18 protein-coding genes are annotated in these 25156 nt (G+C 39.6%); 11 read left to right on the top strand and 7 right to left on the bottom strand.

The annotated features are described in order from the left end of the window. Positions 1 to 133 precede the first annotated feature (133 nt). The 4 genes from A3Q33_RS15655 to A3Q33_RS15640 all read right to left on the bottom strand — a co-directional run bounded on the left by A3Q33_RS15655 (position 134) and on the right by A3Q33_RS15640 (position 6678). Entirely contained in the window at positions 134 to 1054 is a 921-nt protein-coding gene (locus A3Q33_RS15655; RefSeq protein ID WP_081180748.1) for an aldo/keto reductase, read from the bottom strand. Positions 1055 to 1158: 104 nt separating this feature from the next. Continuing rightward, positions 1159 to 2649: a tryptophan halogenase family protein gene (locus A3Q33_RS15650; RefSeq protein WP_081180747.1), complete on the bottom strand. Its 1491-nt coding sequence runs from the start codon at positions 2647 to 2649 to the stop codon at positions 1159 to 1161. A 129-nt stretch (positions 2650 to 2778) separates the two neighbouring features. After that, positions 2779 to 5535, bottom strand: a complete 2757-nt coding sequence (locus A3Q33_RS15645) for a TonB-dependent receptor (RefSeq protein ID WP_081180746.1) — start codon at positions 5533 to 5535, stop codon at positions 2779 to 2781. 678 nt (positions 5536 to 6213) lie between these two features. Further along, complete coding sequence (locus tag A3Q33_RS15640) at positions 6214 to 6678, bottom strand: hypothetical protein (RefSeq protein WP_081180745.1); 465 nt, start codon at positions 6676 to 6678, stop codon at positions 6214 to 6216. Between the two features lie 515 nt (positions 6679 to 7193). Between A3Q33_RS15640 and lgt the strand changes: the two genes are divergently transcribed. The 5 genes from lgt to A3Q33_RS15620 all read left to right on the top strand — a co-directional run bounded on the left by lgt (position 7194) and on the right by A3Q33_RS15620 (position 14788). After that, on the top strand, positions 7194 to 7988 hold the full coding sequence (lgt, locus tag A3Q33_RS15635; RefSeq protein ID WP_081180744.1) for a prolipoprotein diacylglyceryl transferase: 795 nt from the start codon (positions 7194 to 7196) through the stop codon (positions 7986 to 7988). 79 nt (positions 7989 to 8067) lie between these two features. Continuing rightward, complete coding sequence (locus A3Q33_RS15630) at positions 8068 to 8862, top strand: ribonuclease H family protein (protein WP_081180743.1); 795 nt, start codon at positions 8068 to 8070, stop codon at positions 8860 to 8862. Between the two features lie 316 nt (positions 8863 to 9178). Further along, the gene (locus tag A3Q33_RS21085; RefSeq protein WP_353615507.1) at positions 9179 to 9310 is read left to right on the top strand and encodes a hypothetical protein; all 132 of its coding nucleotides are present in this window, start codon (positions 9179 to 9181) and stop codon (positions 9308 to 9310) included. Between the two features lie 23 nt (positions 9311 to 9333). Further along, a complete protein-coding gene (gene yegD / locus A3Q33_RS15625) occupies positions 9334 to 10536 on the top strand; it encodes a molecular chaperone (protein WP_353615506.1) in 1203 nt (400 codons plus the stop codon). 598 nt (positions 10537 to 11134) lie between these two features. Further along, entirely contained in the window at positions 11135 to 14788 is a 3654-nt protein-coding gene (locus A3Q33_RS15620; RefSeq protein ID WP_081180742.1) for a LamG domain-containing protein, read from the top strand. A 375-nt stretch (positions 14789 to 15163) separates the two neighbouring features. On the opposite strand, the gene A3Q33_RS15615 is transcribed toward A3Q33_RS15620, so the two are convergent. The 3 genes from A3Q33_RS15615 to A3Q33_RS15605 all read right to left on the bottom strand — a co-directional run bounded on the left by A3Q33_RS15615 (position 15164) and on the right by A3Q33_RS15605 (position 17384). Then, the gene (locus tag A3Q33_RS15615) at positions 15164 to 15385 is read right to left on the bottom strand and encodes a hypothetical protein (RefSeq protein ID WP_081180741.1); all 222 of its coding nucleotides are present in this window, start codon (positions 15383 to 15385) and stop codon (positions 15164 to 15166) included. Then, complete coding sequence (locus A3Q33_RS15610; protein ID WP_081180740.1) at positions 15382 to 15933, bottom strand: hypothetical protein; 552 nt, start codon at positions 15931 to 15933, stop codon at positions 15382 to 15384. The genes A3Q33_RS15615 and A3Q33_RS15610 overlap by 4 nt, the downstream gene beginning before the upstream one ends. A gap of 266 nt (positions 15934 to 16199) precedes the next feature. Further along, entirely contained in the window at positions 16200 to 17384 is a 1185-nt protein-coding gene (locus tag A3Q33_RS15605) for an acetyl-CoA C-acyltransferase (protein ID WP_081180739.1), read from the bottom strand. A 298-nt stretch (positions 17385 to 17682) separates the two neighbouring features. Between A3Q33_RS15605 and A3Q33_RS15600 the strand changes: the two genes are divergently transcribed. From A3Q33_RS15600 to A3Q33_RS15575, 6 genes are all read left to right on the top strand, one after another. Continuing rightward, entirely contained in the window at positions 17683 to 18075 is a 393-nt protein-coding gene (locus tag A3Q33_RS15600) for a MerR family transcriptional regulator (protein ID WP_081180738.1), read from the top strand. Positions 18076 to 18166: 91 nt separating this feature from the next. After that, positions 18167 to 19336: an isovaleryl-CoA dehydrogenase gene (locus A3Q33_RS15595; protein WP_081180737.1), complete on the top strand. Its 1170-nt coding sequence runs from the start codon at positions 18167 to 18169 to the stop codon at positions 19334 to 19336. Positions 19337 to 19595: 259 nt separating this feature from the next. Beyond that, on the top strand, positions 19596 to 21203 hold the full coding sequence (locus tag A3Q33_RS15590) for a carboxyl transferase domain-containing protein (RefSeq protein ID WP_081180736.1): 1608 nt from the start codon (positions 19596 to 19598) through the stop codon (positions 21201 to 21203). Between the two features lie 14 nt (positions 21204 to 21217). Next, complete coding sequence (locus A3Q33_RS15585) at positions 21218 to 22099, top strand: enoyl-CoA hydratase/isomerase family protein (protein ID WP_081180735.1); 882 nt, start codon at positions 21218 to 21220, stop codon at positions 22097 to 22099. Between the two features lie 5 nt (positions 22100 to 22104). Then, positions 22105 to 24117, top strand: a complete 2013-nt coding sequence (locus A3Q33_RS15580) for an acetyl/propionyl/methylcrotonyl-CoA carboxylase subunit alpha (protein WP_081180734.1) — start codon at positions 22105 to 22107, stop codon at positions 24115 to 24117. Continuing rightward, on the top strand, positions 24117 to 25058 hold the full coding sequence (locus A3Q33_RS15575; protein ID WP_286160893.1) for a hydroxymethylglutaryl-CoA lyase: 942 nt from the start codon (positions 24117 to 24119) through the stop codon (positions 25056 to 25058). Before A3Q33_RS15580 ends, A3Q33_RS15575 begins: the two co-directional genes overlap by 1 nt. Positions 25059 to 25156: the final 98 nt, after the last annotated feature.

The following is a 25156-nucleotide window of genomic DNA, read 5'->3' as shown; positions in this document are numbered from 1 at the left end:
TTTTTACTCCCTGTAAGATTTAGCTAAGCCCTATTATTTAAAAGTGTCAGATAAAGTTAGAGCCACTTCATATTATGTCGTTAACACCTAGCAACTTTATCAAACGGCTATATAAAACGGCTTTATCTATCGACTATGGCACTGCTTGGCCATTCCTAGCTTCTAGCAAGCGATACCAATCTTCACGGGTATACTCTATTGTCAGTGATTGTTTAGCAGCAACTATACGCTCTGGCGTTGTTGAACCAATAATCGGACAAATATTGCTTGGGTGCTTTAATAACCAAGCGAGAATAACCTGCCAAGGTGCACAACTATATTTTTCGCTTTGCTGGGCTAATTCGCTAGCAATACGTTGCTCGTCTGCAGCTGAAAAGGTATTACCCCAAGCCGAATAAGCGACACCGCCTAACGGACACCAAGCAATAGGCGTAATATCGTGTTGTTGACATTGATCAAGCGTGCCATCGAGTAAAGTATCAATATTGTGAATATTAATTTCCACTTGATTGACTAATAAAGGCATCGACATTGCCGACTTTAATAGCTCAACTTGAGAAGGTTTAAAGTTACTAACACCAAAATGTTTTACTTTACCGCTGGCTTTTAACAACGCGAAAGTTTCTGCGACTTCATTTGCATCAAATAAATAATCGGGGCGATGCAGTAAAAACAAGTCTAAATGATCGGTATTTAAACGTTTTAATGAGCCTTCAACACTCTCGAGCAAGTACTTTTGTCTAAAGTCATAACGTGTAGGTGCGTAGGCATTTGGCTCATTTAACTTTGGTCGAATACCAGCTTTTGATGTCAGTATAACGTTATCACGCATGCTAGGTTGCTCGGCTAGTAGTTCACCAAACAAGCTTTCACTATTACCCGAGCCATAAATATCAGCATGGTCAAAGTGTGTATAGCCTGTATCTAACGCCGCCATTATGGCTTTTTTTCCTTTATTTCTATCAGCAGTTGTATTGTCGCCTGCTATGCGCATACAGCCGTAGATCAGGCGCGATGATTCAATATTCGAACTGCCAATTATTGTTTTTTCCATCTTGATACTCTTGATTAAAATTTGAATTTACACATTACGTATTAAAGCGATTAACGGTTACCTAATAACCATTGATGATCAGTTAAATTTTATAACTAAAACATTTACAACCGACAAAAATTAGTTAAATACTCATCATGACTTGGCAGCTTTGAAAGCGGCTCATGTTTGATAGCTTTAATTTTCTCTAACATCGAGTTCAGCTGTTCAAGCGGCATATCATTCGCCATAGGATGATAATCTTCTGGCTCTATTCCCTGCCCTAACATCACTTGTAACCATGAACCTTCATTAAACAAGTCGTTTTGCTCACGAAATATTTTGCCGCTTTCTTTAAAGAGTTTAATTTTTTCCGCTAAAGATTCTGGTATATCCATTTCACGCAGATCTCGCCAAAACTGGCTATCGTCTCGTTGGTTAACATGGTAATGCAAGATAATAAAGTCTCGAATTTGTTCATACTCTACTTTCGATTGACGATTGTATTCGTCAACTTGTGCTGAACTGATACCATTTTGCGGGAACATATGAATCAAGCGCACAATGGCCGATTGAATTAAATGAATACTGGTTGATTCAAGCGGCTCTAAAAATCCGCTTGATAGCCCTACCGCGATTACATTTTTATGCCACTGCTTACGTCGGCGTCCAGTAGTAAATTTAATAACCCGTGGCTCGGCAAGAGGCTCAGATTCAATATTAGCTAATAATAAGGCTTTGGCTTGATCATCGCTGTAATGTTTGCTGCTATAAACAAGCCCATTACCATTTCGGTGCTGTAACGGTATACGCCATTGCCACCCGCCGGCATGGGCAATTGAGCGAGTATATGGCACGGTTTCATCAAATCTTTCTGAAGGTACTGCCACCGCTCTATCACAAGGCAACCAATGCCCCCAATTTTCATAACCTGTATTTAGCGTTTGTTGTATTAAAAGCCCACGAAAGCCAGAACAATCTATAAATAAATCCCCTTTTATGACTTCGCCACTCTTTAATACTAATGAATTTACGTTGCCCGTTTTTTTACATTGCTCAACTTTTTCAACCATGCCTTCAGTTCTTTTAACGCCGATTTTTTCGTTAAATTTTCTTAAAAATTGTGCGTATAAGCCAGCATCAAAGTGGAAGGCGTAAGGAATATCAATAATGGGATCTTTCGACTTTATCTGCGCAAACTTACCTTGGGTTGCACATAAATAATTCAGGTCGTAATCCCAGAGATTATCTTTGAGTCCGTTATCTTGTGCTCGTTTTAAATAATGATGAAAATGACAAAATGGTGAACTTTTTCCTGCAGCACCAAAAGTATGAAAATAGCTTTCTTCGGTGTTTTTCCAATTTTCGAATTTAATACCAAGCTTGATAGTCGCTTTAGTTTCGCGCAGAAACTCAGCTTCATTAATACCAAGCACGCTATTAAATAAACGAATAGGAGGAATAGTCGCTTCACCGACACCTACACTCGCTATATCTTCTGACTCAACTAATTCAACATCAATTGACTTGCCCATTAACTTTTTAATTAATGAGGCTGACATCCAACCTGCAGTACCACCGCCTAGAACAACAACTTTTTTAATTTTATTTGTCATGTGTAATTCTCTACTTTTTTAGCACTAAATTGATTCAATATAAAACTTTATCACGGTCCAAATAATAAAACCTGCTAGAAGCCTAGCAGGTTTTAATTTTACGAACGTTTAATTAATTACACTTAATGATTAAAACTTGTAATTAAGACCTAACGAGTAGTTTGCACCAAACGATTGATAAGACCTAATTTGTCGACCGTCAGTTGCTTCAGCTTGCAAGGTGTCTTCGTCTGTTAAGTTTTGCGCTTGTAACGTAATACGCAACCCTTCAAGTGACTCGATACCAGACTCTTTAAAGTCGTAACTAATTTGTGCATCCCAAATCTCTGAGCCTAAATCTTCAGTTTCATCAAGCGCAAGGCTTAAACCACGAGTTTCAGTTAAAAATTCATCACGTTTAGTGCCAGCAATACGGAATTCGAAACCTTTATATTCATAATAAGCTGTTAAAGAATAGCTTTCTTGTGACAAACCAGGAATTCGACCGCCGTCTTCTAATTCACCATCGATGAAAGTTGCACTAACTGCAAGACCAAAACCTTCTAATTTTTCGTGAACTAAGCGAAATGGTAAACTAGCTTGAAATTCATAGCCGCGCACGAACCCTTGTAAACCATCTTCCGTTGAGTCAACAAAACCTAAAAAGCTTGCTGGCGCCTGGCCCGTTGATCCTTGATGATACTCAGGAATATAAACGTCTGAAAAATCGGTTAACGCTTGACCACTTCGATGCCAATTTTTTAAATCTTTATAGAAGAATGTTGCTGCAAAATAGCCATCTTCAGTAAAGTAATTTTCGTAAGACAAATCGAATTGATTGGCTTCTAATGGTTTAAGTGTCGGATTTCCGCTACTGCCAGACCATGCACCATTTTCAGGGTCAGTGCTATTAATATTGTTATCGTTGAATGAGAAAGTTGCTCTAGTATTAGGGCGCATATCATCCATACGAGGACGACTTAACACTTTACCCATTGCTGTACGAATAAACTGGTTTTCAGCAATTTCAAAGCTTAAGTTTAAAGTGGGTAGAATGTCAGTATATGAATCACCACCACTTACCGGAGTAGCATCAACAAAGCCAGTCGCATTATCAACAACGGAGAAGCCTGTAGATGTTTGATCAATGCTTACAACTTGTAAACCAACATTACCACTCATTAACACATCACCAAATTCAGCTTCTAAATTTAGTTTTACGTAAGCAGATAATTGCTCTTCATTAATTGTATAAGTATCACCTAAGCGATCAGTTTGCACTAACGAAGCTGCTGTTGCTGTGTAGTAGCCACTTTTATATAAACCAATACTATCGTAAGCTAAAACGCCATTAATTCCGACAAAACCCAAATCAGCGACACCTAATACATTAGGGATAGGACCATCATTTGGATATTCTGGTGCAGTTAAATAATCACCTTCATTTATTTTTTCTTTAGTTCGGTCAGAATAAAGTACACCGGCTTCGATACCTGAAATAATACCGTATTCTAATAAACCATTAACTTCTAGACGAACACTGTCTAAGTCTTCTTCAAATTCTGGGCGATTAATAAAGCCATCTTGTGCGTCACTACCAATGATAGGTGCGCCCCAAGCTTGAGGACCGGCTAAACGCATAAGGCTTTCATCAGTATAATCAACACCCGCGAGTGTTGGATGATCACTATACATTACACCTGTTGGAGTCATTTCCCAAGAGCGTGCAGCACCAGGTCGACCATCAATGCCGGCACGGCCAACACCAGAATAACTCTCTACATCAATAATTGATTTCTCAACAGAGCCTGTTGAAATATCCAGTTCAGCGGTCCAGTCTTGATTCAATACATACTCAACATTTAAGCCAAATGTGGTTAGTTTTGAATCTTGAGTACGGGCATCATTTCGAACAACAGATTGAAAGCCATCCCAGTAACCAGAAGTCACTAAACCATCTTCTACATTAGTTTCGGTATAATTTACGCCCCCCCACACTGGACCGCCCTCTTCAAGGCCACGGCGAACATCATTTTCACTGAAATCTATATATAAAGCATCAAATTGAATTTTTAACGCATCGGTTGGTTCATATTCGATAATAGCAGCAATAGAGTCACGCTCTAAAAGTGCTGAACGAACGAATGAATCGTGACCACCTAATATTTTATTGCCTTCAGGTGTATCTGCATAACCCCATGCACGGAAGTTTTCTTCTTGGCGTGGTGTTTCTAAAGAAGATAATACTAAAGCAACGCCTAAAGTATCATCCATGAACTTATCAACGAAGTTGAATGAAAAGCGGTGTCCGTCATTATCGTAATCTGGGTTTGCTGAATCTTTTTCATTCTGTTCAAAATTAACATTAAATGCCATAACAGAATCTGAATTTAGCGGGCTGACTGTTTGTAAATCAACGGTACCACCAAGGCCTTGTGACACTAATCCAGCTTCAGGGGTTTTATAGACAACAACGTTAGATATAATTTCAGTTGGATATAAATCATATTCTACACCGCGGTTATCACCCATACCGAGTAATTCACGACCGTTTAGTGAGGTGCCAACATAGTTTTCATTAAAACCACGAACAGATAAGCCACTGGTACGGCCATTTCTTCTTTCACCCGTAACACCTGGAAGTCGTGCTAATGATTCAGCAATACTTGTATCAGGCAATTTACCAATATCTTCCGCCGATAAAACTTCAACGATAGAGCTTGAACTCATTTTAATTGCTTGAGCTCTTTGTAAGCTTCCACGTATACCGGTAACTGTGATTGTTTCTACTTCTTTTTCTTTTGCTGTTTCAATTGCTACTTCTTCTGCAAAAGCAGGCATGCTTAATGCCATAATACCGCTTGATAGCAAAGCCAAAGTGACTCGGCTTGGTTTAAAATTTAACATTGGTGAACTCCCCTATACATCCATGCTTTAATTATTATTCAGCGATCCGACGCTGATGTCGATAATTTGTATTTTCTGCTTAGTTTTGCAGACAATTCTAATATAGAGTGGAGGCTTGATGATGAATACTATCTGCATACGTATTCATAACGTCAGCTTAAAAACCTACAGAGAAGCTAAAAACAGCCACCAAAGAATTAATCGTAAAATAAAAATCGACACAATCGATATTTAATATATTGGTATCAGTAAGTTAAATAAATAAACAAACAAACAAAATTCAAAATAATAACTAGCAGATTACTTAATATTTTTCATTTAAAAACAGCGTTGAATACGTATGTAACAAATGGCATATTTTGCAAAACACTCATTACTGTTTTGTAGTTAAAGTGATAGATATATAACTACTTTGACGACTTAAAACATAAATCGTGACAAATATTAGTACCCTACTTTATATACAAGCACCATCCCCTCACACCACTAATTAAAGACGACAAGCGCATCCAAATAATTAGCTTAATGAAATAAAATAAATTGCTGACTGAATTTGCTCTAATCCATAGAGAAATAATAATATGATGTGGATATATTACCCTTGAAACTAAAAAGCTTATTGCAATGCAATAAGCTTTTTTTATATAAAATTAACGCCTAATATTACTTAACCTTCAGCTAATTAACGCTAAAATTTATCGTGTCTATTTCGCACTGACAAATACAAAATGGCATCTCATTTTCAATAACTTGCAGGGTTTTCTTGTTCAGCTGTAATTTATAATCACCTGGAATTAAATCATACACTAAACTTAAGTCTAGTAAGGTGGCAACATTACCGTTGGCCCTGATCAATTGATAATCTGCAGCACTCGGATTCGCGCGTTTAATCATAGGTCCTTGATAGGCCACTTGCTCATTATATTGATCAGTAATAATAAAAAGTTTTGAATAAAACCCTTCTAATGGTGTATGCCAAGTCAACACAGATAAGTCGCCCTCACTGTGATTAAATAATATAAAATCAACAAAAATACCATTTACTACTTGCTGTTCAGCAGCAATGGTAAGCTTACAACTAATCGGTGGCTGATCTATTTCAAAAATATCAATTTTTGATTCAATCGTCATCATCCCTTCCATAACGTAGTACTCCTTACTACAACTGATTAATGATATTGCTATAAAACACTCAATTGCCCAGCGTGTTTAATGATTTTCACCTTCTATAACAATCATTTATCATCTAAGACGTAATTTAATTTTGGATAAGTCCATTTACAGTTTAAGTAAAGCATCAAATTCAGTAATCAGCACAGTTAATTACTATAAAAATAGTGAATATTAAAGTGACGTATTAAGTTAGTGTTGAATTCCTGTTGGTGAATAAAGTGACTTAACTTAGACAAGGAGTATTAAAAAAGCATAAGCACCTTCCAACAAACAAAGAGAAACGTTAGTCGTGTAAGTCCAGTTTCATTAAATCGTTTGCACAAGTTTCAAGCAAAATTTAACAACCCACAGCAGTCATTAACGCTTTGGCACAAATTAATTCACCACAGCAACAAGGAGCTTGATAGAATATCGAAAAATATGTGCCGGCCTATCAGAAGAGGCACTTCACATTATTCAACATTAGCAATATTAAGGGTTACGCTTTGCAACATTTAGTTTGGGATCTGGATCCCGTATTTTTCTCCATTGGACCACTGACTATACATTGGTATGGCGTGTTATTCGCTGCTGCTATTTTATCTGGCTTGCAAGTAATGAAATGGATATTTCAAACCGAAAAGCAAGACTTAACTGCGTTAGATAACTTACTGGTTTACATTGTTATCGGTGTGATTGTCGGCGCACGTTTAGGGCATTGCTTCTTTTACGAGCCGGGTTATTACTTTGCCAACCCGATGAAAATACTCGCCATTTGGGAAGGCGGATTGGCTAGCCATGGTGGTGGTCTTGGTGCGATTATTGCTGCTGGCATATATAGTCGAAAACATAGCATGAACTTTCTATGGTTACTCGACAGACTCGCGATATGTACGGCTTTATTTGGCTTTTTTGTCCGCAGCGCCAACTTCGTCAACTCTGAAATATTAGGCACCGCGAGTAATGTGCCTTGGGCAGTAATTTTCGCGCGCATTGATAACGTTGCTCGCCACCCTTCACAACTGTATGAAGCCTTTGCTTATTTAGCTATATTTTTTATATTGATGGTTTTCTATAAACAGAAAAAAGCCCAAACACCACAAGGCTCTGTTTTAGGCATATTTTTAATCTTAATTTTTACCGCGCGTTTTCTGATTGAAATGTTAAAAGAAAAACAAGCCGCTTACACTGCCGATATTGCGCTGACTGCAGGCCAAATGTTGAGTATTCCGTTTTTTATCGCCGGTGTTGTATTAGTTATTTGGTCAATAAAAAGTAACCAAAAAATAAAACAAGCTTAACGATTTTCACTGGTACCCAAACCCCTCAATAAGTTTGGGTATAAACACAATTATAAATAATAAAGTATGGTCAAAATTTATGAGTAAAAAATATTACGTGGTATGGAAAGGCGCAAAAACCGGTGTATTTGAACAGTGGAATGATGTTAAAAGTCACACTCAAGGACGTGCAGATGCGCAATATATGGGGTTTCCATCAAAAGCAGAAGCTGATGCGGCATTCCAATCAACTTACACTAAGGCCTTAACAAAACGCTCGATGAGTAAAAGTAGCGGCGCTAAACCTGTTGCTACTGCCGCCTACGTTAAAGCTGATACTACCGGTACGAGTAATAGCTCAACATCGGGGAAAACTGCTGATATCAATATTTATTGTGACGGTGCTTGTTCTCCAAACCCTGGAAAATCAGGCACGGGCATGGCGGTATATCAACAGCAGCAATTAATTGAGCTGTGGTACGGTTTATATGAGCCAATGGGCACTAATAATACTGCTGAGCTTAATGGCTTACTTGCCGCCTTTAATTACGCACAAGATCACATTAAACAAGGCAAAACAGTTCAAGTACTTTCTGATTCTAAATATTCAATCGACTGCATCACTAAATGGGCAAAAGGTTGGCAGGCAAAAGGCTGGACACGTGGCAAAGGTGAAGAAATTAAAAACCTTGAGATCATCAAACAATGTTTTACCCTCTACCAAGCGCTAAAAACTAATTTAATTATTAGTCATGTCAAAGGTCACGCCAATATCGAAGGTAACGAGCTTTCCGATAGAATGGCCGTGTTAGCTCGGGTTAAATGCACAAAAGGTTTTGTTCAATACCAAGAAACATTAGATATTAAGACTATATTGGCAATGGCCTCAGGCTAATTTATTGCTTATATAGGCTCCAGAATAATAAGAAAAATGACAGTTCATTACTGTCTTTTTTCTTATTATCTACCAGAAAATACCCCGCCAAAGAATCTACACTGACTAAAAGTTAAAACAATAAGTATCCCAAAATCCTGTTCTAAAGTGAGTTCTTTATCGAAGTACTCATTGAGTGTTATGTTGAAACAAATGAATTGTAGCTTAACGGGGAAGAAATTTAATCGTAAACTTTGTCACCGAACAACCTGAAAACCCTTGCCTACTGTGTAATATACCAGTATTCTACGCGGCCATTTTATCTTTGGACTTCAACATGATCGGATTTGACTACGGCACCTCAAATTGTGCTGTCGGCGTTATGGAAAACAATACGCCAAAACTATTATCTTTAGGCGATCATGGTCGATATATATCGTCAACTTTGTATGCCCCAGTCGTGACGTGATCGTTAATTGGCTACAAAAGCGCTTGAGTTTACCCGAACAAAAAAACTTTCAACAGCAACGTCAATGGCAGCTACAAAAAGGACAAAATTCCTTACGAGAGCTTACTTTAGACGGTTACCCAACTGAATTATCGTTTGGCCAACAAGCATTAAATAACTATTTGCAAGAACCCGATGAAGGCTATTACATAAAATCACCAAAGTCATTTCTTGGTGCCAGTGGTTTATTGCCGCAACAAATGGAGTTATTTGAAGATATTGTTGCTGCCATGATGAGTAACGTAAAAAGCCTCACCGAAGCAGCACTTGGCAGAAGTGTAAGCCAAACGGTTATTGGACGCCCGATTAACTTTCAAGGCCTTCGCGGCGAAGAAAGTAACCAACAAGCAATAAACCTATTAACGAATGCCGCAAAGCGTGTTGGCTTTAAAGATGTGGAATTTCAATTTGAACCGGTTGCAGCAGGTTTTGAATATGAAGCTAGCCTTACTGAAGAAACCAAGGTTTTAGTGGTCGATATTGGCGGTGGTACCACAGATTGCTCAATGTTATTAATGGGGCCAAAACAAGCAGTATTAGCCGATAGAACGCGTGATTTATTGAGCCACAGTGGTGAACGTGTTGGCGGTAATGACTTTGATATTGCTTTTGCGCTTAAAGGTATTATGCCCAGTTTTGGTTTAAATAGTTTGTTAAAAACAGGCAAACCTATGCCAAGTAATAGTTTCTGGCAAGCAATGGCTATTAATAATATTAACCATCAAACTGAGTTTTACAGTTCGGCTAATGGCCGTTATTTAGAGCAGCTTATTCGTGATGCCGAGCAGCCAGACTTGTTAACACGGTTATTAACAGTTCAACAGCAAAAACTAAGTTACCGCGTGGTGAATGCTGCAGAGCAAACTAAGATTGCCTTAACCGAGCAAACTGCACAACAAATAGACTTATCTGATATCGATGACGGGCTCACCGTAGATCTTGATAGGAATGGCTTTGCCACGGCATGTAAAAGAGAGTTGAATGCTATCGCCGTACTAATGAAAGATGCGATTTTGCAGGCAAACTGTCAGCCAGATGTAGTATTTGTCACTGGCGGTACCGCTAAATCTCCGGTATTAAACCAATTTTTGCAGCAGCAATTCCAAGATACCCCTATTGTCATTGGTGACCATTTTGGTAGTGTTACCGCTGGGCTTACGCGTTGGGCTAAAACTATTTACTCATAATTACAAAACTGACTTTAAAGGTAATTAAATAATTCACGGCTAATTTTAATTACCTGACTCTCAGCTTAGAATATAAAGTCAGTTACTATAACAACAGTCTAATATAGCCATATTGTTTAGCCATATTGTTAGCCATATTGTTAGCAGCATTTTGGCTTGTGAAATCCCCTAACTTTCGCACTATGGCTCGTTACTTATAATACCATTCATATGAATTCGATATTGAGTCACTATGACGCTTTAAATTTACTCAGTTAAGTAGTAACTTTTCTCACCTTAAATTAACAATGACGTTAACTTATCAATTCAAAGTAACAACTTATCAATGTAAAATAACAACATATTAATTCAAAATAACAATATATTTATACCCTTTACGTTGATGTTCAACATATCAAATGAACTCAAATGACGTTAGTATTGCACTTATATCTGTCACAAATTAATGCTGACCTTCAGTTGACTATTAATACCACTATTTTCCTGTCATCAGTTTATACGCTATAGTAAAAACTGATAACCAACTGTAATAGCCTAAGCACTTCTGCTACGAGGCTACTCGCTGTTTTTATATTATCCAAGGCAAGAGAATTAATTAATGAAAAGTATGATAAAAAGACGCTTACAAAACCTCAACCTAGTGGCTATTTTTCTACTCTTTTCAGTCTCTGCCAACGCCATGGTACCTATTTGTCTGGATGTCTTTCCAACCGTATTATCGTCTACGATAATTGCTGGTAAAACTGAATTAAAAGTCGATGTTGATTTGTTCGGAACAAACGGCACTCTAGATATTAAAATTGCTAAAGATGAAACAATTGATAGTGATCCGAGCTGTATTTCTCAAAAATGCATAGACTCAACCAACAGAGCGGAGGCATTTATATTACCGGAGTTGCCACAATCTACATCAGACCAAGATTTTAAAATCAATGAAGAAACCACGCTTTATTTGTCGCAAGGCTCGTATGATAAAATTGAAATAAAAAAGCAAGGTACGGTGCATTTTACCAATACCAACCAAGACACGTTTATTAAAACATTAAAGTCAGATGATACTGGAAAAATAGATGATGATACCGACACTAATTTTATCTTTGAACAAGGTGTGTATTGGATTGAAGATTTTAATATTGGCGAAAGAACCAATATTATTATTAACGGTAACGACAAAGTAACGTTAATTGTTAAAAAAGCTGATTTGAATGAAGAAGATATAAATATTAATGTTAATGGAACACCAGATCAGTTAGTAATAATTGCCTATGATGATGTCAAATTAGGTAAACGCTCTCAATTTAATGGCTTTATTTATGGCGAGAAGAAAGTTGAAGTAGCAGAAGACAGTATTTTGGAAGGTGCCATTAATGCTGATGAAATTAAGTTAGCAGAAAGGGTCACAATTACTTATGCACCTTATAGCATTAACACGGCTAATTATAATGGCTTTTGTTCACCGTTAGATTTATCGGCATACGAAATAGCAGAATACCGTTTTGAGGAAACGCTTTGGAACGGCACAGCTGGTGAAATTCTTGACAGCTCAGGCAATGGCCATCATGCACAGGTTAATAATAATTCTACGCCTAACACGAGCTTACCAGCTATATCAGGTAATCCAGGCACTTGTGGTTACGCTAATCAAAATGATGGTTCTATTCAAGCAACAGGATTACCATTAGATGCCACCACCAATGGTGTAAAAACCACAGTTACCTTCTGGATGAACTGGGATGGTACTGACAGTGTAATGCCCATAGGTTGGAACGTTCACTCTATCTGGATTTACCAAGGCTCAATCGGATTCAACACCGGACAGGGTGATCTGTATGGCATGTCGAGTGACGGATTAGCTAATGGCTGGCATCATATCGCAGTAGAGTTTACCAACGGTAGCGTAACTAATAATCGAATACATATTGATGGTGTAGAGCAAGTACTTACTCAGCGTCGCAATACACCAAATAATAGCCAAGCCTATGTGAACAGTGAACTGCGTATAGGCGGCTGGACAATAAATTCTACTTATGAGTTTCACGGATTAATAGACGAGGTACGCGTCTACAACAAACCTTTAACCACCAACGAAGTAGCAACGCTTATGGCTGAAACCCATACTTGTGCTCTACCTGTTATAGATCATTTTGAAATTGTTCATGACGACCAAGGATTAACCTGTGAGAGTGAGGCTGTAATTATTAAAGCCTGTGCTGATGAAAGTTGTTCAAGTTTAGCAATTGAACCCGTTAACGTAGATTTTCTCGCTGTTGGTGCACTCACTAAAACTATCAATACAACCTTTACCGGTAGTACCACCGTTAATTTTAATCATACGGACATTGAAACATTGCTCTTTTCAATAGCCAATTCCTCAGTTACTCCAAGTGGCCCTTTAGTGTGTGACGACAGCAGTGATAATAGTTGTGATATGGCATTTAGTGATTCAGGCTTTAGATTTATCTATGGCAATAGCACCATTTTACCTAATCAAACGGCAGGTGTCGTATTTGGTGACACCCTAAAAATACAAGCTGTACAGGGTGATAATGGCGTATGTACTGGCGTATTTAGTGGCAATAAAAATATTGAAATGTCGCAGGAAAACATTAACCCAGGAGGCGTCACAGGTTTAAGCTTTAGTATTTCAGGTAATGATATTGTGAAGCACCCCAATACCATTAGCCCCCCGCCCAGTACAACCTTGAACTTTGGGGCAGACAGTACGGCGATAATACCAAGCCCTTTATATAACGATGCAGGAAGAATTCGCTTACATGCTAATTATAATTCAGGTGGAATATCACTGCTTGGTAGTAGTAATGCCTTTTGGGTTAGCCCAGCAGCACTTGTTGTAACGGCAACTTCAGGCGCAACTGACTTAAACGGTACGTCAGCCACCGCGAATATAACGCATAAAGCTGGTGAGGATTTTGAATTGACCGTAGCAGCCTACAATGCTGCGACTCCTGCAGTTATTACGCCAAACTATAATCCTGGACAAATTCAACTAATGCTGGAAAGAAAGGGCCCTACTTTAATTGATAGCTCAGATGCTAGTTTACAATATGCCCAAGGCTCTGTAGCAATAAGTAGCACTAATCCTATTTTTAAAAATATCACACTGACTAACTTTGCTTTCGGCATATCGACTTTTACCGCTGCACAATATTCAGAAGTAGGCTTACTTAATTTAGCCCTTCAAGACAGTAATTACGGAAATTTAGGTATTATTGTACCTGCTTCGGCCATTAATATTGGTCGCTTTATCCCTGAGCACTTTAAACAAACAATCGCCGATGACGGTTATTTTCTTGCAACTTGTAACACAGGTACAACGTTTGCTTATAGTGGTCAAAAAGACCAAGCAAGCGATAGTATTGGTGCCATTTCATACTTAACCAAGCCAGTATTTGCCATTACGGCTTACAATAAGCAAGGTGATATTACCCAAAATTATTATGAGGATAGTCAGGCTAGTGCAAATGACTATATGAAGCTCAGCGTTGCCGATATTAATGTTACTGCACCAACGGTGGACCAAGTCGCGATAGGTGTTGATGCCAATCCACTTAATAAACTATCGTTAACGGCTAATATGCATTCAGGCACCTTAAGTCAAAATGATTTAACGACACTAGTACCTGCTAATAATCCATTACCCAAAGGTGTGCTGCACTACCAATTGTCTGATAGCGATAACTTTTTCTATAATCGCTCTGCCAATGCCTTGGTAGCGCCTTTTACCGCGGATATTGATGTCTCTATCGCTAGCATCATAGATACAGACTCGGTCAATGTAACAACAACTATTGCCGCCTCACCCACAGGTGTTGACATTAGATTTGGCCGGTGGGTGTTGAACAATAGTTTTGGCTCTGAAACATCAAATTTACCGCAACCTATGCAAATTGAACATTTCGACGGTACGGCCTTTGTGGTGACCTCAAATAATAATTGCGTTACTTATGATGCGAGTAAAGTTTCACTTACCAATATTAGTTTAGACCCCGCACTAAGTAGCGTGGTCGGCGGAACAGGGAATATTATTGCAGGTAAAACTCAGGCCGTTGAATTAGAAGCTACTGGCTCTGGTAATCAAGGACAAATAGGCGTGTCATATGATAGCTATCATTGGTTAAAGTTTGATTGGGATAATAATGGTCTACATGATAACAATCCTAATGCCACCGCTACTTTTGGTGTCTACAGGGGCAACGACCGTATTATATCGTGGCGCGAAGTACACAATTAATGTTCCTCAGCTAGAAAGAATCAATAACACACCATTTAATAGCTTGTATTTATTTATTTTTTCTCATGAAAAAGTAGAATACTTAATGAGTGATATTGGTATTAGCAGTACAAGGTTCAAGAAATTCGATGTGACTAAAATTCACCAGCCATGAAAATTTACCGCTAACTATAATTGTAATGCCAATATGACTAATAGCCGGTATATTTCTACTGAAAAGTAACCAACTTCTGCGTTATTGGCCGCTATTCGCTGCGTTAAATAGAGGCCAAATATATGGCACTAATTTCACTCTATTTAAAACATCAGACAATCAGGGCTATTGAAATTAGGTTTTTCAAGAGCCCAAAACTTACATAAGTGATCGTTAATATATTACTGCAGCGCCAACTGCCATCGACCACTATAAGTGCGGTCGTTAAACGTAGACGTTGAGTTCGACTCGATCGTTTTATTAACTCTCACTAAACGAGTGCCTTTAATTTGAAATTGTGAAGTAATCTGACTTTCTGCAGACATAGAGAAAAAGATATAAGCACTGCCTTTTCCTGAATACGTTAGGCGAGTTTCAATAGGAACACCTTCATCATCAATCAATACCTGGTAACTCCCTTTAAACTTATTGACATAACCCGCGTTTTTTTATCATCAATAAAACTTTCGAGCGGTAACTCAAAGTCCAAAACACGTACCTGTTGATCAAAATACTCAATGCGGGTCTCCCCTCTAAGCTCCCCCTTTGAGATAGCATCTAAAATTGGCTGTGCCGATGAAAGGATTGGGATTAATGATGACGCTGATAAAATTTCTGCGCCATTTAACGCCGGCGTATCAGCTTCTTCATCGGCCAACTTAAGGCGATTTTCTTCTGCTATTTGTAATAGTACGTCCTTAGAATAACGGATATCTAAGCCTTCAATACTCTCAGACAATGTTGATTTAATTGCGCCAGTTTTTAATTTTTTATCTTTTCCCTCACCTCTAGACTCAGAAAATGAAACGTCTAATACACCTGTGACAGGCTCACTACCGTTGAGCTTTGCCAAAGCTTGTTGTAAGTCGGCTAAGCTGTCAGCCCAAACATTTTGAGTGAGGAAACACGTAAGCACAGCTAATACCGTTATGTGAATATTTTTTAATGTCATAACTTACCCTGTTTATTATTTTAATTTTCAGTGATTGATATACCCACACTTTATACTCAATATTACGTTAGTAGTTCAATATATTTCATTCAGATAAGTGTTACTAAGTATTTCTTTTTATTTGAATTACTTTGATTTCGTTAGCTCATATTAATATCGCCTAGCCATATAAAAATATGCTTGAGTAAACACTAAAATCAAAAAAGCCCACAAATAAGTGGGCTTTTTAAGTAATACCATTTATCAACTTGGTATAACCTGAGTGGTTACATCATTTCAATAGCAATCGCTGTTGCTTCGCCGCCGCCAATACATAAAGAAGCAAGACCTTTGCTTAAACCTCTGTTTTTCAGGGCATGAATTAATGTCACCATAATACGTGCGCCACTAGCGCCTAACGGGTGACCTAAAGCACAAGCGCCGCCGTTAACGTTTACTTTCGCAACATCTAAGTCTAACGCTTTAATACCTAGCATAGTTACCATGGCAAAGGCTTCGTTGATTTCAAACAAATCTACATCTGCTGTTGTCCAATTAGCTTTTTCTAAAACTTTTTTCATAGCGCCAACCGGTGCTACGGTAAATTCTGCTGGCTTTTGCGCGTGCATAGCGTGAGCAACAATTTTACATAATGGCGTTAAACCACGCTTTTGTGCTTCTGACAATTTCATCATCACTAATGCGGCTGCGCCATCAGAAATAGAGCTTGAGTTAGCAGCAGTAATTGTACCGTCTTTTTTAAATGCTGGGCGCAAGCTAGGAATTTTATCAGGACGCGCATTACCCGGTTGTTCATCAATGTCGAATACTGAGTCACCACGGCGAGATTTAATGGTTACTGGTGATATTTCATTAACGAAAGCACCATCTGCAATCGCAGCATTTGCGCGTTCTAAAGAGCGAATAGCATAAGCATCCATGTCTTCACGAGTAAATGCTGACTCATCGGCAGTAGCTTGTGCGAAACACCCCATAGCAACACCGTCGTAAGCATTTTCTAGACCGTCAGTCATCATATGATCAAGGACTTGACCGTGACCCATTTTAATACCAGCTCTACCACTGGGTAATAAATGCGGCGCATTCGTCATACTTTCCATGCCGCCCGCAATAGCAACATCAATAGAACCTGCTAATAAAGCATCATGTGCCTGCATAGCCGCTTTCATACCTGAGCCACAAACTTTGTTAATCGTAGTACAAGTCGTAGACAAGTCTAAGTCAGCTTCTAATGCCGCTTGACGGGCAGGTGCTTGTTTTAAACCGGCAGGTAAAACACAACCCATGATCACTTCATCGACTTGATCATTAGATAAATTAGCGGCTGCCATAGCACCACGAATAGCTGTTGCACCTAATGTGGTAGCACTAACTGCAGATAAACCGCCCATAAAACCGCCCATAGGGGTACGTTTTGCTGCAACGATAACGATAGGATCTTGAGTAGACATGTGGCTCTCCGAAAAGTGTAATTCGATAAATGTAGCTATTAATCGATAATAATTGCGCAACAGATTACCGCAATTACAGCTTTACGCCAACGTAAAGATCGTAGTCCTTTAGTGTTATCTTTGCCTCTGATTGCAAATTCGCCAAGCATTCTTTACAACACGCGCATAAAACCTAACTAATATTAGCAATAATAAATGTCGTATTGCATAGCTTACTCACGCCTCGCACTTTACGTTAACGTAAACTTGTTGTAAGGTATCGTATAGCTAAAATACACATTAACTTCGAGCAATAAAAATGAGCGATATTACCCCAGTCACCTACGCTATTGGTGAGTTAGCGAGAGAGTTTGATATTACCACCCGCAGTATCCGTTTTTACGAAGACCAAGGTTTGATCACTCCTACTCGCAAAGGACAAACAAGAATTTACAACCAAAGAGACAGAGTTCGACTAAAGTTAATTCTACGTGGTAAACGCTTAGGTTTTTCATTAGCTGAAACAGGTCGCTTATTTGAGCTTTACGATGCCGATAAATCGAGTGTAACGCAGCTAAATACAATTATGGATTTAATCTCGAACAAGAAAAATGATTTAAACCAACAGCTAGAAGACATTCAAGCTGTATTAATTGAATTAACAGGCTTAGAAAGCAACTGTCAAAATGCGCTCGCTTCGATAGATAAATAAATAAAGCACGATAAAAAAACACAAATTAAAGTAACAGCTAACGCCAACAGTAAACGCGTTAACACGACAAACAATTATTAAAGGACCTACTATGATTTCTACATTCTCATCAATGAATTTTAACTTGGGTGAAACCGTTGACATGATCCGCACCTCGGTGAACGCTTTTGCTCGTGACGAAATTGCTCCTCGCGCAGAACAAATCGATAAAGACAATGAATTTCCGATGGATTTATGGCGCAAGTTTGGCGATTTAGGTTTATTGGGCATGACTGTAGATGAACAATACGGTGGTTCTGGTTTAGGCTATTTAGAGCACATGGTTGCGATGCAAGAAATTTCACGTGCTTCTGCCTCTGTTGGCCTAAGTTACGGTGCTATGTCTAATCTTTGTTTAAACCAATTAAACAAAAATGGTAGCCATGAACAAAAAGAAAAGTATTTACCAAAACTTTGTACCGGTGAACATATTGGTGCCTTAGCAATGTCTGAACCTAATGCCGGTTCAGACGTTGTCAGCATGAAACTTACCGCTAAAAAACAAGGTGATAAGTATATTCTTAACGGCAACAAAATGTGGATCACTAACGGTCCTGACGCTCATGTTTTTATCATTTATGCCAAAACTGATACCAGTGCTGGTTCTAAAGGTATTACCGCCTTTATCGTTGAACGTGACTATCCAGGTTTTTCTCGTCATCAAAAACTCGATAAATTAGGTATGCGTGGCTCTAATACTTGTGAATTAGTTTTCCAAGATTGTGAAGTACCTGCTGAAAACATTTTAGGTGAAGAAGGCAAAGGCGTGCGCGTACTCATGTCTGGCCTAGATTACGAGCGTTTAGTATTAACCGGCGGCCCGCTAGGCATTATGGATGCTTGTATGGACTTAGTTGTACCTTACATTCACGACAGAAAACAATTTGGTCAAGCCATTGGTGAATTTCAATTAATTCAAGGCAAAATTGCCGACATGTACACGCAAATGAATGCAGCAAAATCTTATGCTTATTTATGTGCAATGGCAGCTGATCGCGGCGAAACAACGCGTAAGGATGCTGCAGGCGTTATTTTATATTCTGCCGAACTGGCGACTAAAATGGCGTTAGACGCGATTCAGTTACTCGGTGGTAACGGTTACATAAATGAATTTCCAGCGGGACGTTTATTACGTGATGCTAAGTTGTATGAAATTGGCGCCGGCACATCAGAAATTCGTCGTATGCTAATTGGCCGCGAGTTGTTCAACGAATCAGTTTAATTTAACTTTTCCTAATCGCCAATGCGCGTGATTTTAATACTCACGCCATTGGCTTTAAAAGCAGATTAAACAGAGTTACAACAGGCTAAACCAAGCAAGATAGGCTAAACCAGTGACTATTGCTATTGAACGCTCATTACGTTGAGCATCAAATTAAATGTAAATTTTAAACATTAGTGCATCGACAACAATATCAATATGCTCTGTTAAATAGAAACACGCTAACGAAGCACAAGATTAACAAAAAGAAGGTTATAACGTGGCTAAGATAATATCGAAAATTAATCCCCGCAGCCCTGAGTTCATCGAAAACGCTGCGCATATGCAAGTGCAAGTTGATGACTTAAAAGTCAAACTCGAAGAAATAAAATTGGGTGGCGGCGAACGCAGTCGCGAACGTCATTTATCACGGGGTAAATTATTGCCTAGAGATCGCGTATATGCCCTACTCGACCCAGGCTCTGCCTTTCTTGAATTATCACAATTAGCCGCTTATGAAGTTTACGACGATAACGTCCCTGCTGCTGGCATTATTACCGGCATTGGCCGTGTTGGTGGCCAAGAATGTATTATTGTTGCCAACGACGCAACGGTTAAAGGCGGCACGTATTTCCCGTTAACCGTTAAAAAACATTTACGCGCGCAAACCATCGCACAAGAAAACAATTTACCTTGTATCTACTTAGTAGATTCAGGCGGTGCAAACTTACCTAACCAAGATGACGTTTTCCCTGATAAAGAACATTTTGGTCGTATTTTCTTCAATCAAGCCAATATGTCAGCACAAAGTATTCCGCAAATTGCCGTGGTTATGGGTTCATGTACCGCAGGTGGCGCTTATGTTCCTGCCATGGCTGATGAATCTATTATCGTTAAAGAACAAGGCACTATTTTCCTTGCAGGCCCGCCATTAGTTAAAGCGGCCACCGGTGAAGTGGTGAGTGCTGAAGATTTAGGTGGCGCTGATGTGCATTGTCGTACTTCAGGTGTTGCTGATCACATGGCGCAAAATGACCACCATGCTTTAGAAATTGCCCGCAGTGCTATTGGTAACTTAAACCGTGTTAAACCCGTACAAATGGCGATTAAAGAAGTGGTTGAACCTGCATATGCTATGGAAGAAGTTTACGGCATAGTACCAAAAGACTCTCGCCAGCCATTCGACGTACGAGAAATTATCGCCCGTGTGGTTGATGGCAGTGAATTTGATGAGTTTAAAGCACTTTACGGCACAACCTTAGTTTGTGGTTTTGCTCGTATCTACGGCTATCAAGTAGGCATTGTCGCCAATAATGGGATTTTATTTGGTGAGTCTGCACAAAAAGGTGCTCACTTTATCGAGCTTTGTGCACAACGAAAAATTCCTCTGGTATTTTTACAAAACATTACTGGTTTTATGGTCGGAAAACAATACGAGGCTGGCGGCATAGCAAAACACGGCGCGAAAATGGTAACGGCTGTTGCTACTGCGCAAGTGCCTAAGTTTACCATTTTAATTGGAGGTAGTTTCGGTGCAGGTAACTACGGTATGTGTGGCCGCGCTTATGACCCACGTTTCCTATTTATGTGGCCAAACTCTCGCATATCAGTAATGGGTGGCGAGCAGGCAGCAGGCGTATTAGCGCAAGTTAAACGCGATCAAAAAGATAAACTTGGCGAGCAGTGGAGCGCCGAAGAAGAAGCAAACTTCAAGCAACCGATTATTGATGACTACGAACGTCAAGGTCATCCATATTACGCTTCTGCGCGTTTATGGGATGACGGTGTTATCGACCCGGCTGAAACTCGTCAAGTACTAGGGTTAGCTATTTCAGCTTCATTAAATAAAGTGATTAAAGAGACCAAATTTGGTCTATTTAGAATGTAAGGGGGTAATTGAAAATGTTTTCACATAACAATATAAAAAGCCCTAGCGAACAAGTATTGTTCGACGTTGACAGCCGTGGCGTAGCAACCGTGACATTAAATAATCCTGATAAGCACAACGCCTTTGATGACAGCATTATTTATGCGCTAAACCAACTATTTAAAGAAATAGCACTGTGCGATGACATTAATGTCATGGTGCTAGCGTCAACGGGCAAAAGCTTTTCTGCTGGTGCAGATTTAGGCTGGATGCAGCGTATGGCTTCTTATTCTTACGAAGAGAACTTGTCGGATGCAAACGCCCTAGCGCAAATGTTAAAAAACCTCAATTTTTTACCACAACCTACCATTGCTAAAGTGCAAGGTGCAGCTTTTGGCGGCGCAGTAGGCTTAGCCAGTTGTTGCGATATTGTGCTGGCCAGCGAAAAAGCGAGCTTTTGTTTGAGTGAAGTTAAACTTGGTTTAATTCCAGCAACTATTAGCCCTTATGTGGTTAATGCGATTGGTCAAAAAGCGAGTCGACGTTATTTTCAAACTGCTGAACGATTTTTTGCTGAAAAAGCACAACAATTGGGTTTGGTCGATGAAGTTTATGCGTTAACAGAGTTAGATTCCGCCGTTGCGACCATGGTAAATACCTTATTAGCTAATGGCCCGTTAGCGGTGCGACAAGCAAAACAGTTAGCACTCGATGTTGCCTACCAAGATATTGACGAGACATTAATTAAAGACACCAGCGAACGTATTGCCGCCATTCGCGTTTCTTCAGAAGGCCAAGAAGGCCTAACGGCATTTTTTGAAAAACGCCAACCTGCTTGGCAAGCTAAGCCAATCAACTTAGCAACGCCAAACAGTTCAGCAGAGCCAACAACATCAACAAATAAAGGCGAAGGATAATATTCATGTTTACTAAAATACTAATTGCTAACCGTGGTGAAATCGCCTGTCGTGTTATTAAAACTGCCCGTAAAATGGGTATATTAACCGTCGCAGTTTATTCTGATGCTGACGCTGACTCTCTGCACGTTAATATGGCAGATGAAGCTATTCACATTGGTGGTTCACCTTCGCGTGAAAGTTACTTATTATCAGAAAAAGTCATTGAAGCCGCCAAGCGCACTGGCGCCCAAGCTATTCATCCGGGTTACGGTTTCCTTTCTGAAAATGCTGATTTTTGTCGTATGTGTGCTAAAGAAGGTATTACTTTTATTGGCCCACCGGTTGCTGCCATTGAAGCTATGGGCTCTAAGTCTGCGGCTAAAAACATCATGGAAAAAGCGAACGTACCTTTAGTGCCGGGCTATCATGGTGACGACCAATCTGAAGCAGTCATTAAAAAAGCTGCTGATGACATGGGTTATCCAGTGCTACTTAAAGCGACGGCTGGTGGCGGTGGTAAAGGTATGCGCCAAGTTTGGAACGAAAGCGAGTTTTCTGAAGGCTTTGCGGCCGCTAAACGCGAAGCTAAATCATCATTTGGTGATGATACTATGCTGGTTGAAAAATACTTAACGCAACCACGCCATGTTGAAATTCAAGTATTTTGTGATAATCATCAAAACGCAGTTTATCTGTTCGAACGCGACTGTTCTGTACAACGTCGTCATCAAAAAGTAATAGAAGAAGCCCCTGCCTTTAGCATGAGCGAAGAATTACGCGCTCAAATGGGTGAGTCTGCAATAAAATCAGCCCAAGCTATTGGTTATCAAGGCGCTGGTACGGTTGAATTCTTACTTGATATCGACGGTTCATTTTACTTTATGGAAATGAATACTCGCTTACAAGTAGAACATCCAGTTACAGAATTAATTACTGGCCAAGACTTAGTTGAATGGCAACTGCGTGTAGCCGCTGGCGAAATATTACCTAAAGCTCAACACGAACTAAAAATCAACGGTCATGCTTTTGAAGCACGTATTTATGCTGAAGATCCAAACAACGACTTTTTACCTGCTACGGGTACACTAGATTTTTTACAACCACCGCTTGAAAGTGAATTTGTCCGAGTAGATACCGGTGTTCGTCAAGGTGATGAAGTGAGCGTGTTTTACGATCCTATGATTGCAAAATTAATTGTGTGGGATGAAAACCGTGAAAAAGCCTTACAACGTTTAGCCAAAGCTTTATCAGAATATCGCATTAGTGGTGTTACGACCAATATCGACTTTCTATATAATTTAGCCACTAGTGCGCCTTTTGTAAATGCGGATATTGACACGGGTTTTATAGAGAAAAACCAAGCGATTATTTTCCATGAAAATGAGCAAGCACTTGCCGGTGAATTGCCAATGGCAGCGCTTTATTTAGTGTTATCGCAAGCACAACAAGCGCAAGTAAAAGCGGCTAAAACTAACGACCCATTTTCACCTTGGAATATGACTAATGCATGGCGTTTAAATGAAGCGAACATTCATCATATCGTTTTAGCCCATAACGGCACCGAATACCCCATTGTCGTCGAGCAAAAACGCCAAGGCAGCGGTAGTTACTATTTAATTACCGTTGATGGTCAAACCGTTGATTGCCAAGGTCGAATTGAAAACGATACCTTGTACGCCAGTATCGATGGTTACCGCAGCCATGCAACTATTGCACAAAATGCTAACCAAATTAGTCTTTATCATCAAAATGGTGTCTTTAACTTTACGCATATTTTACCTGACTGTGGCGACAATACCGGTGACGATAGCCATGGTGGCCTAGTAGCACCAATGAACGGCACTATGGTGTCAGTATTAATTAAAGCGGGCGACAGCGTTATAGCAGACCAACCCTTGATGATCATGGAAGCGATGAAGATGGAGCATACTATTCGCGCGCCGAGTAATGGTGTGGTAGATGCTATTTATTATAACGATGGCGAAATGGTTGACGGTGGCGCTGAATTAGTCGCTTTCACCCCTGAGGACGCATAATGACTGATGTATTTACTCCTTCACTAGCAGCTTCGTTACCTATTGCGTTGCCAACGTCAGTAAAAATAGTTGAAGTTGGCCCACGTGATGGCCTGCAAAATGAAAAAGTGCAAATTAGCGCTGAAGATAAAATAGCGTTAATTGAGCAACTCGCCGATGCTGGGGTTAGCTACATTGAAAGTGGCAGTTTTGTCTCCCCTAAATGGGTGCCACAAATGGCAACGTCGAGCGATGTGTTTAACGGTATTAAACGCAAAACAGGTGTTACTTACGCCGCACTAACGCCTAACATGAAAGGCTTTGAAGCCGCCATGGCCGTTAATGCGAATGAAGTGGCTATTTTTGGCGCAGCTTCAGAAGCGTTCAGCCAAAAGAATATCAATTGCTCAATTGAAGAAAGCTTGCAACGCTTTGAGCCGATAATGCAGGCGGCCAAAGCCGCAAATATTCCCGTCCGAGGTTATGTTTCTTGTGTGGTGGGCTGCCCTTACGATGGTGATATTGCGCCAGAGCAAGTCGCAAAAGTTGCCGAAAAGTTATACAAAATGGGTTGTTACGAAATATCACTTGGCGACACTATTGGTGTTGGTACACCGGCAAGCGTAACAAAAATGTTACAGGCGGTTAGTACTAAGGTACCGGTTGAAAAGTTGGCCGTACACTTCCATGATACCTATGGTCAAGCGTTAACGAATATTTACGCGGCGTTACAAGCTGGCGTAAAGGTAGTCGATAGTGCTATTGCAGGACTGGGTGGTTGCCCATATGCTAAGGGCGCATCAGGTAATGTTGCGACTGAAGACGTATTGTATATGCTTAACGGTTTAGGCATAACAACCAATATTGATTTCAACAAGTTACTTAACGCTGGTTGGTTTATTAGCGACAAATTAGGTAAAGCGCCAATATCAAAAGTATCTGTGGCATATCGTGCACAATAACGCGTTAATTGGTTAATGTACTTAAATAACATTATTAATAATTTTGCTAACGCATATAAGACCTATTATCTGCGTTAGCCAACAAGCACAAAAAACAA

This window comes from Colwellia sp. PAMC 21821 (genome assembly GCF_002077175.1).
GTDB lineage: Bacteria > Pseudomonadota > Gammaproteobacteria > Enterobacterales > Alteromonadaceae > Cognaticolwellia.
This window is presented reverse-complemented; position numbering and strand designations above follow the sequence as displayed.

What these genes read in the sequence shown, in the direction of transcription:
- A3Q33_RS15610 (WP_081180740.1), bottom strand. Translation starts at nt 15,933, where the DNA reads ATGACATTAAAAAATATTCACATAACGGTATTAGCTGTGCTTACGTGT.
- A3Q33_RS15630 (WP_081180743.1), top strand. Translation starts at nt 8,068, where the DNA reads ATGAGTAAAAAATATTACGTGGTATGGAAAGGCGCAAAAACCGGTGTA.
- A3Q33_RS15580 (WP_081180734.1), top strand. Translation starts at nt 22,105, where the DNA reads ATGTTTACTAAAATACTAATTGCTAACCGTGGTGAAATCGCCTGTCGT.
- A3Q33_RS15585 (WP_081180735.1), top strand. Translation starts at nt 21,218, where the DNA reads ATGTTTTCACATAACAATATAAAAAGCCCTAGCGAACAAGTATTGTTC.
- A3Q33_RS15640 (WP_081180745.1), bottom strand. Translation starts at nt 6,678, where the DNA reads ATGGAAGGGATGATGACGATTGAATCAAAAATTGATATTTTTGAAATA.
- A3Q33_RS15620 (WP_081180742.1), top strand. Translation starts at nt 11,135, where the DNA reads ATGAAAAGTATGATAAAAAGACGCTTACAAAACCTCAACCTAGTGGCT.
- A3Q33_RS21085 (WP_353615507.1), top strand. Translation starts at nt 9,179, where the DNA reads ATGATCGGATTTGACTACGGCACCTCAAATTGTGCTGTCGGCGTTATG.
- A3Q33_RS15605 (WP_081180739.1), bottom strand. Translation starts at nt 17,384, where the DNA reads ATGTCTACTCAAGATCCTATCGTTATCGTTGCAGCAAAACGTACCCCT.
- A3Q33_RS15600 (WP_081180738.1), top strand. Translation starts at nt 17,683, where the DNA reads ATGAGCGATATTACCCCAGTCACCTACGCTATTGGTGAGTTAGCGAGA.
- A3Q33_RS15595 (WP_081180737.1), top strand. Translation starts at nt 18,167, where the DNA reads ATGATTTCTACATTCTCATCAATGAATTTTAACTTGGGTGAAACCGTT.
- A3Q33_RS15575 (WP_286160893.1), top strand. Translation starts at nt 24,117, where the DNA reads ATGACTGATGTATTTACTCCTTCACTAGCAGCTTCGTTACCTATTGCG.
- A3Q33_RS15650 (WP_081180747.1), bottom strand. Translation starts at nt 2,649, where the DNA reads ATGACAAATAAAATTAAAAAAGTTGTTGTTCTAGGCGGTGGTACTGCA.
- A3Q33_RS15655 (WP_081180748.1), bottom strand. Translation starts at nt 1,054, where the DNA reads ATGGAAAAAACAATAATTGGCAGTTCGAATATTGAATCATCGCGCCTG.
- A3Q33_RS15645 (WP_081180746.1), bottom strand. Translation starts at nt 5,535, where the DNA reads ATGTTAAATTTTAAACCAAGCCGAGTCACTTTGGCTTTGCTATCAAGC.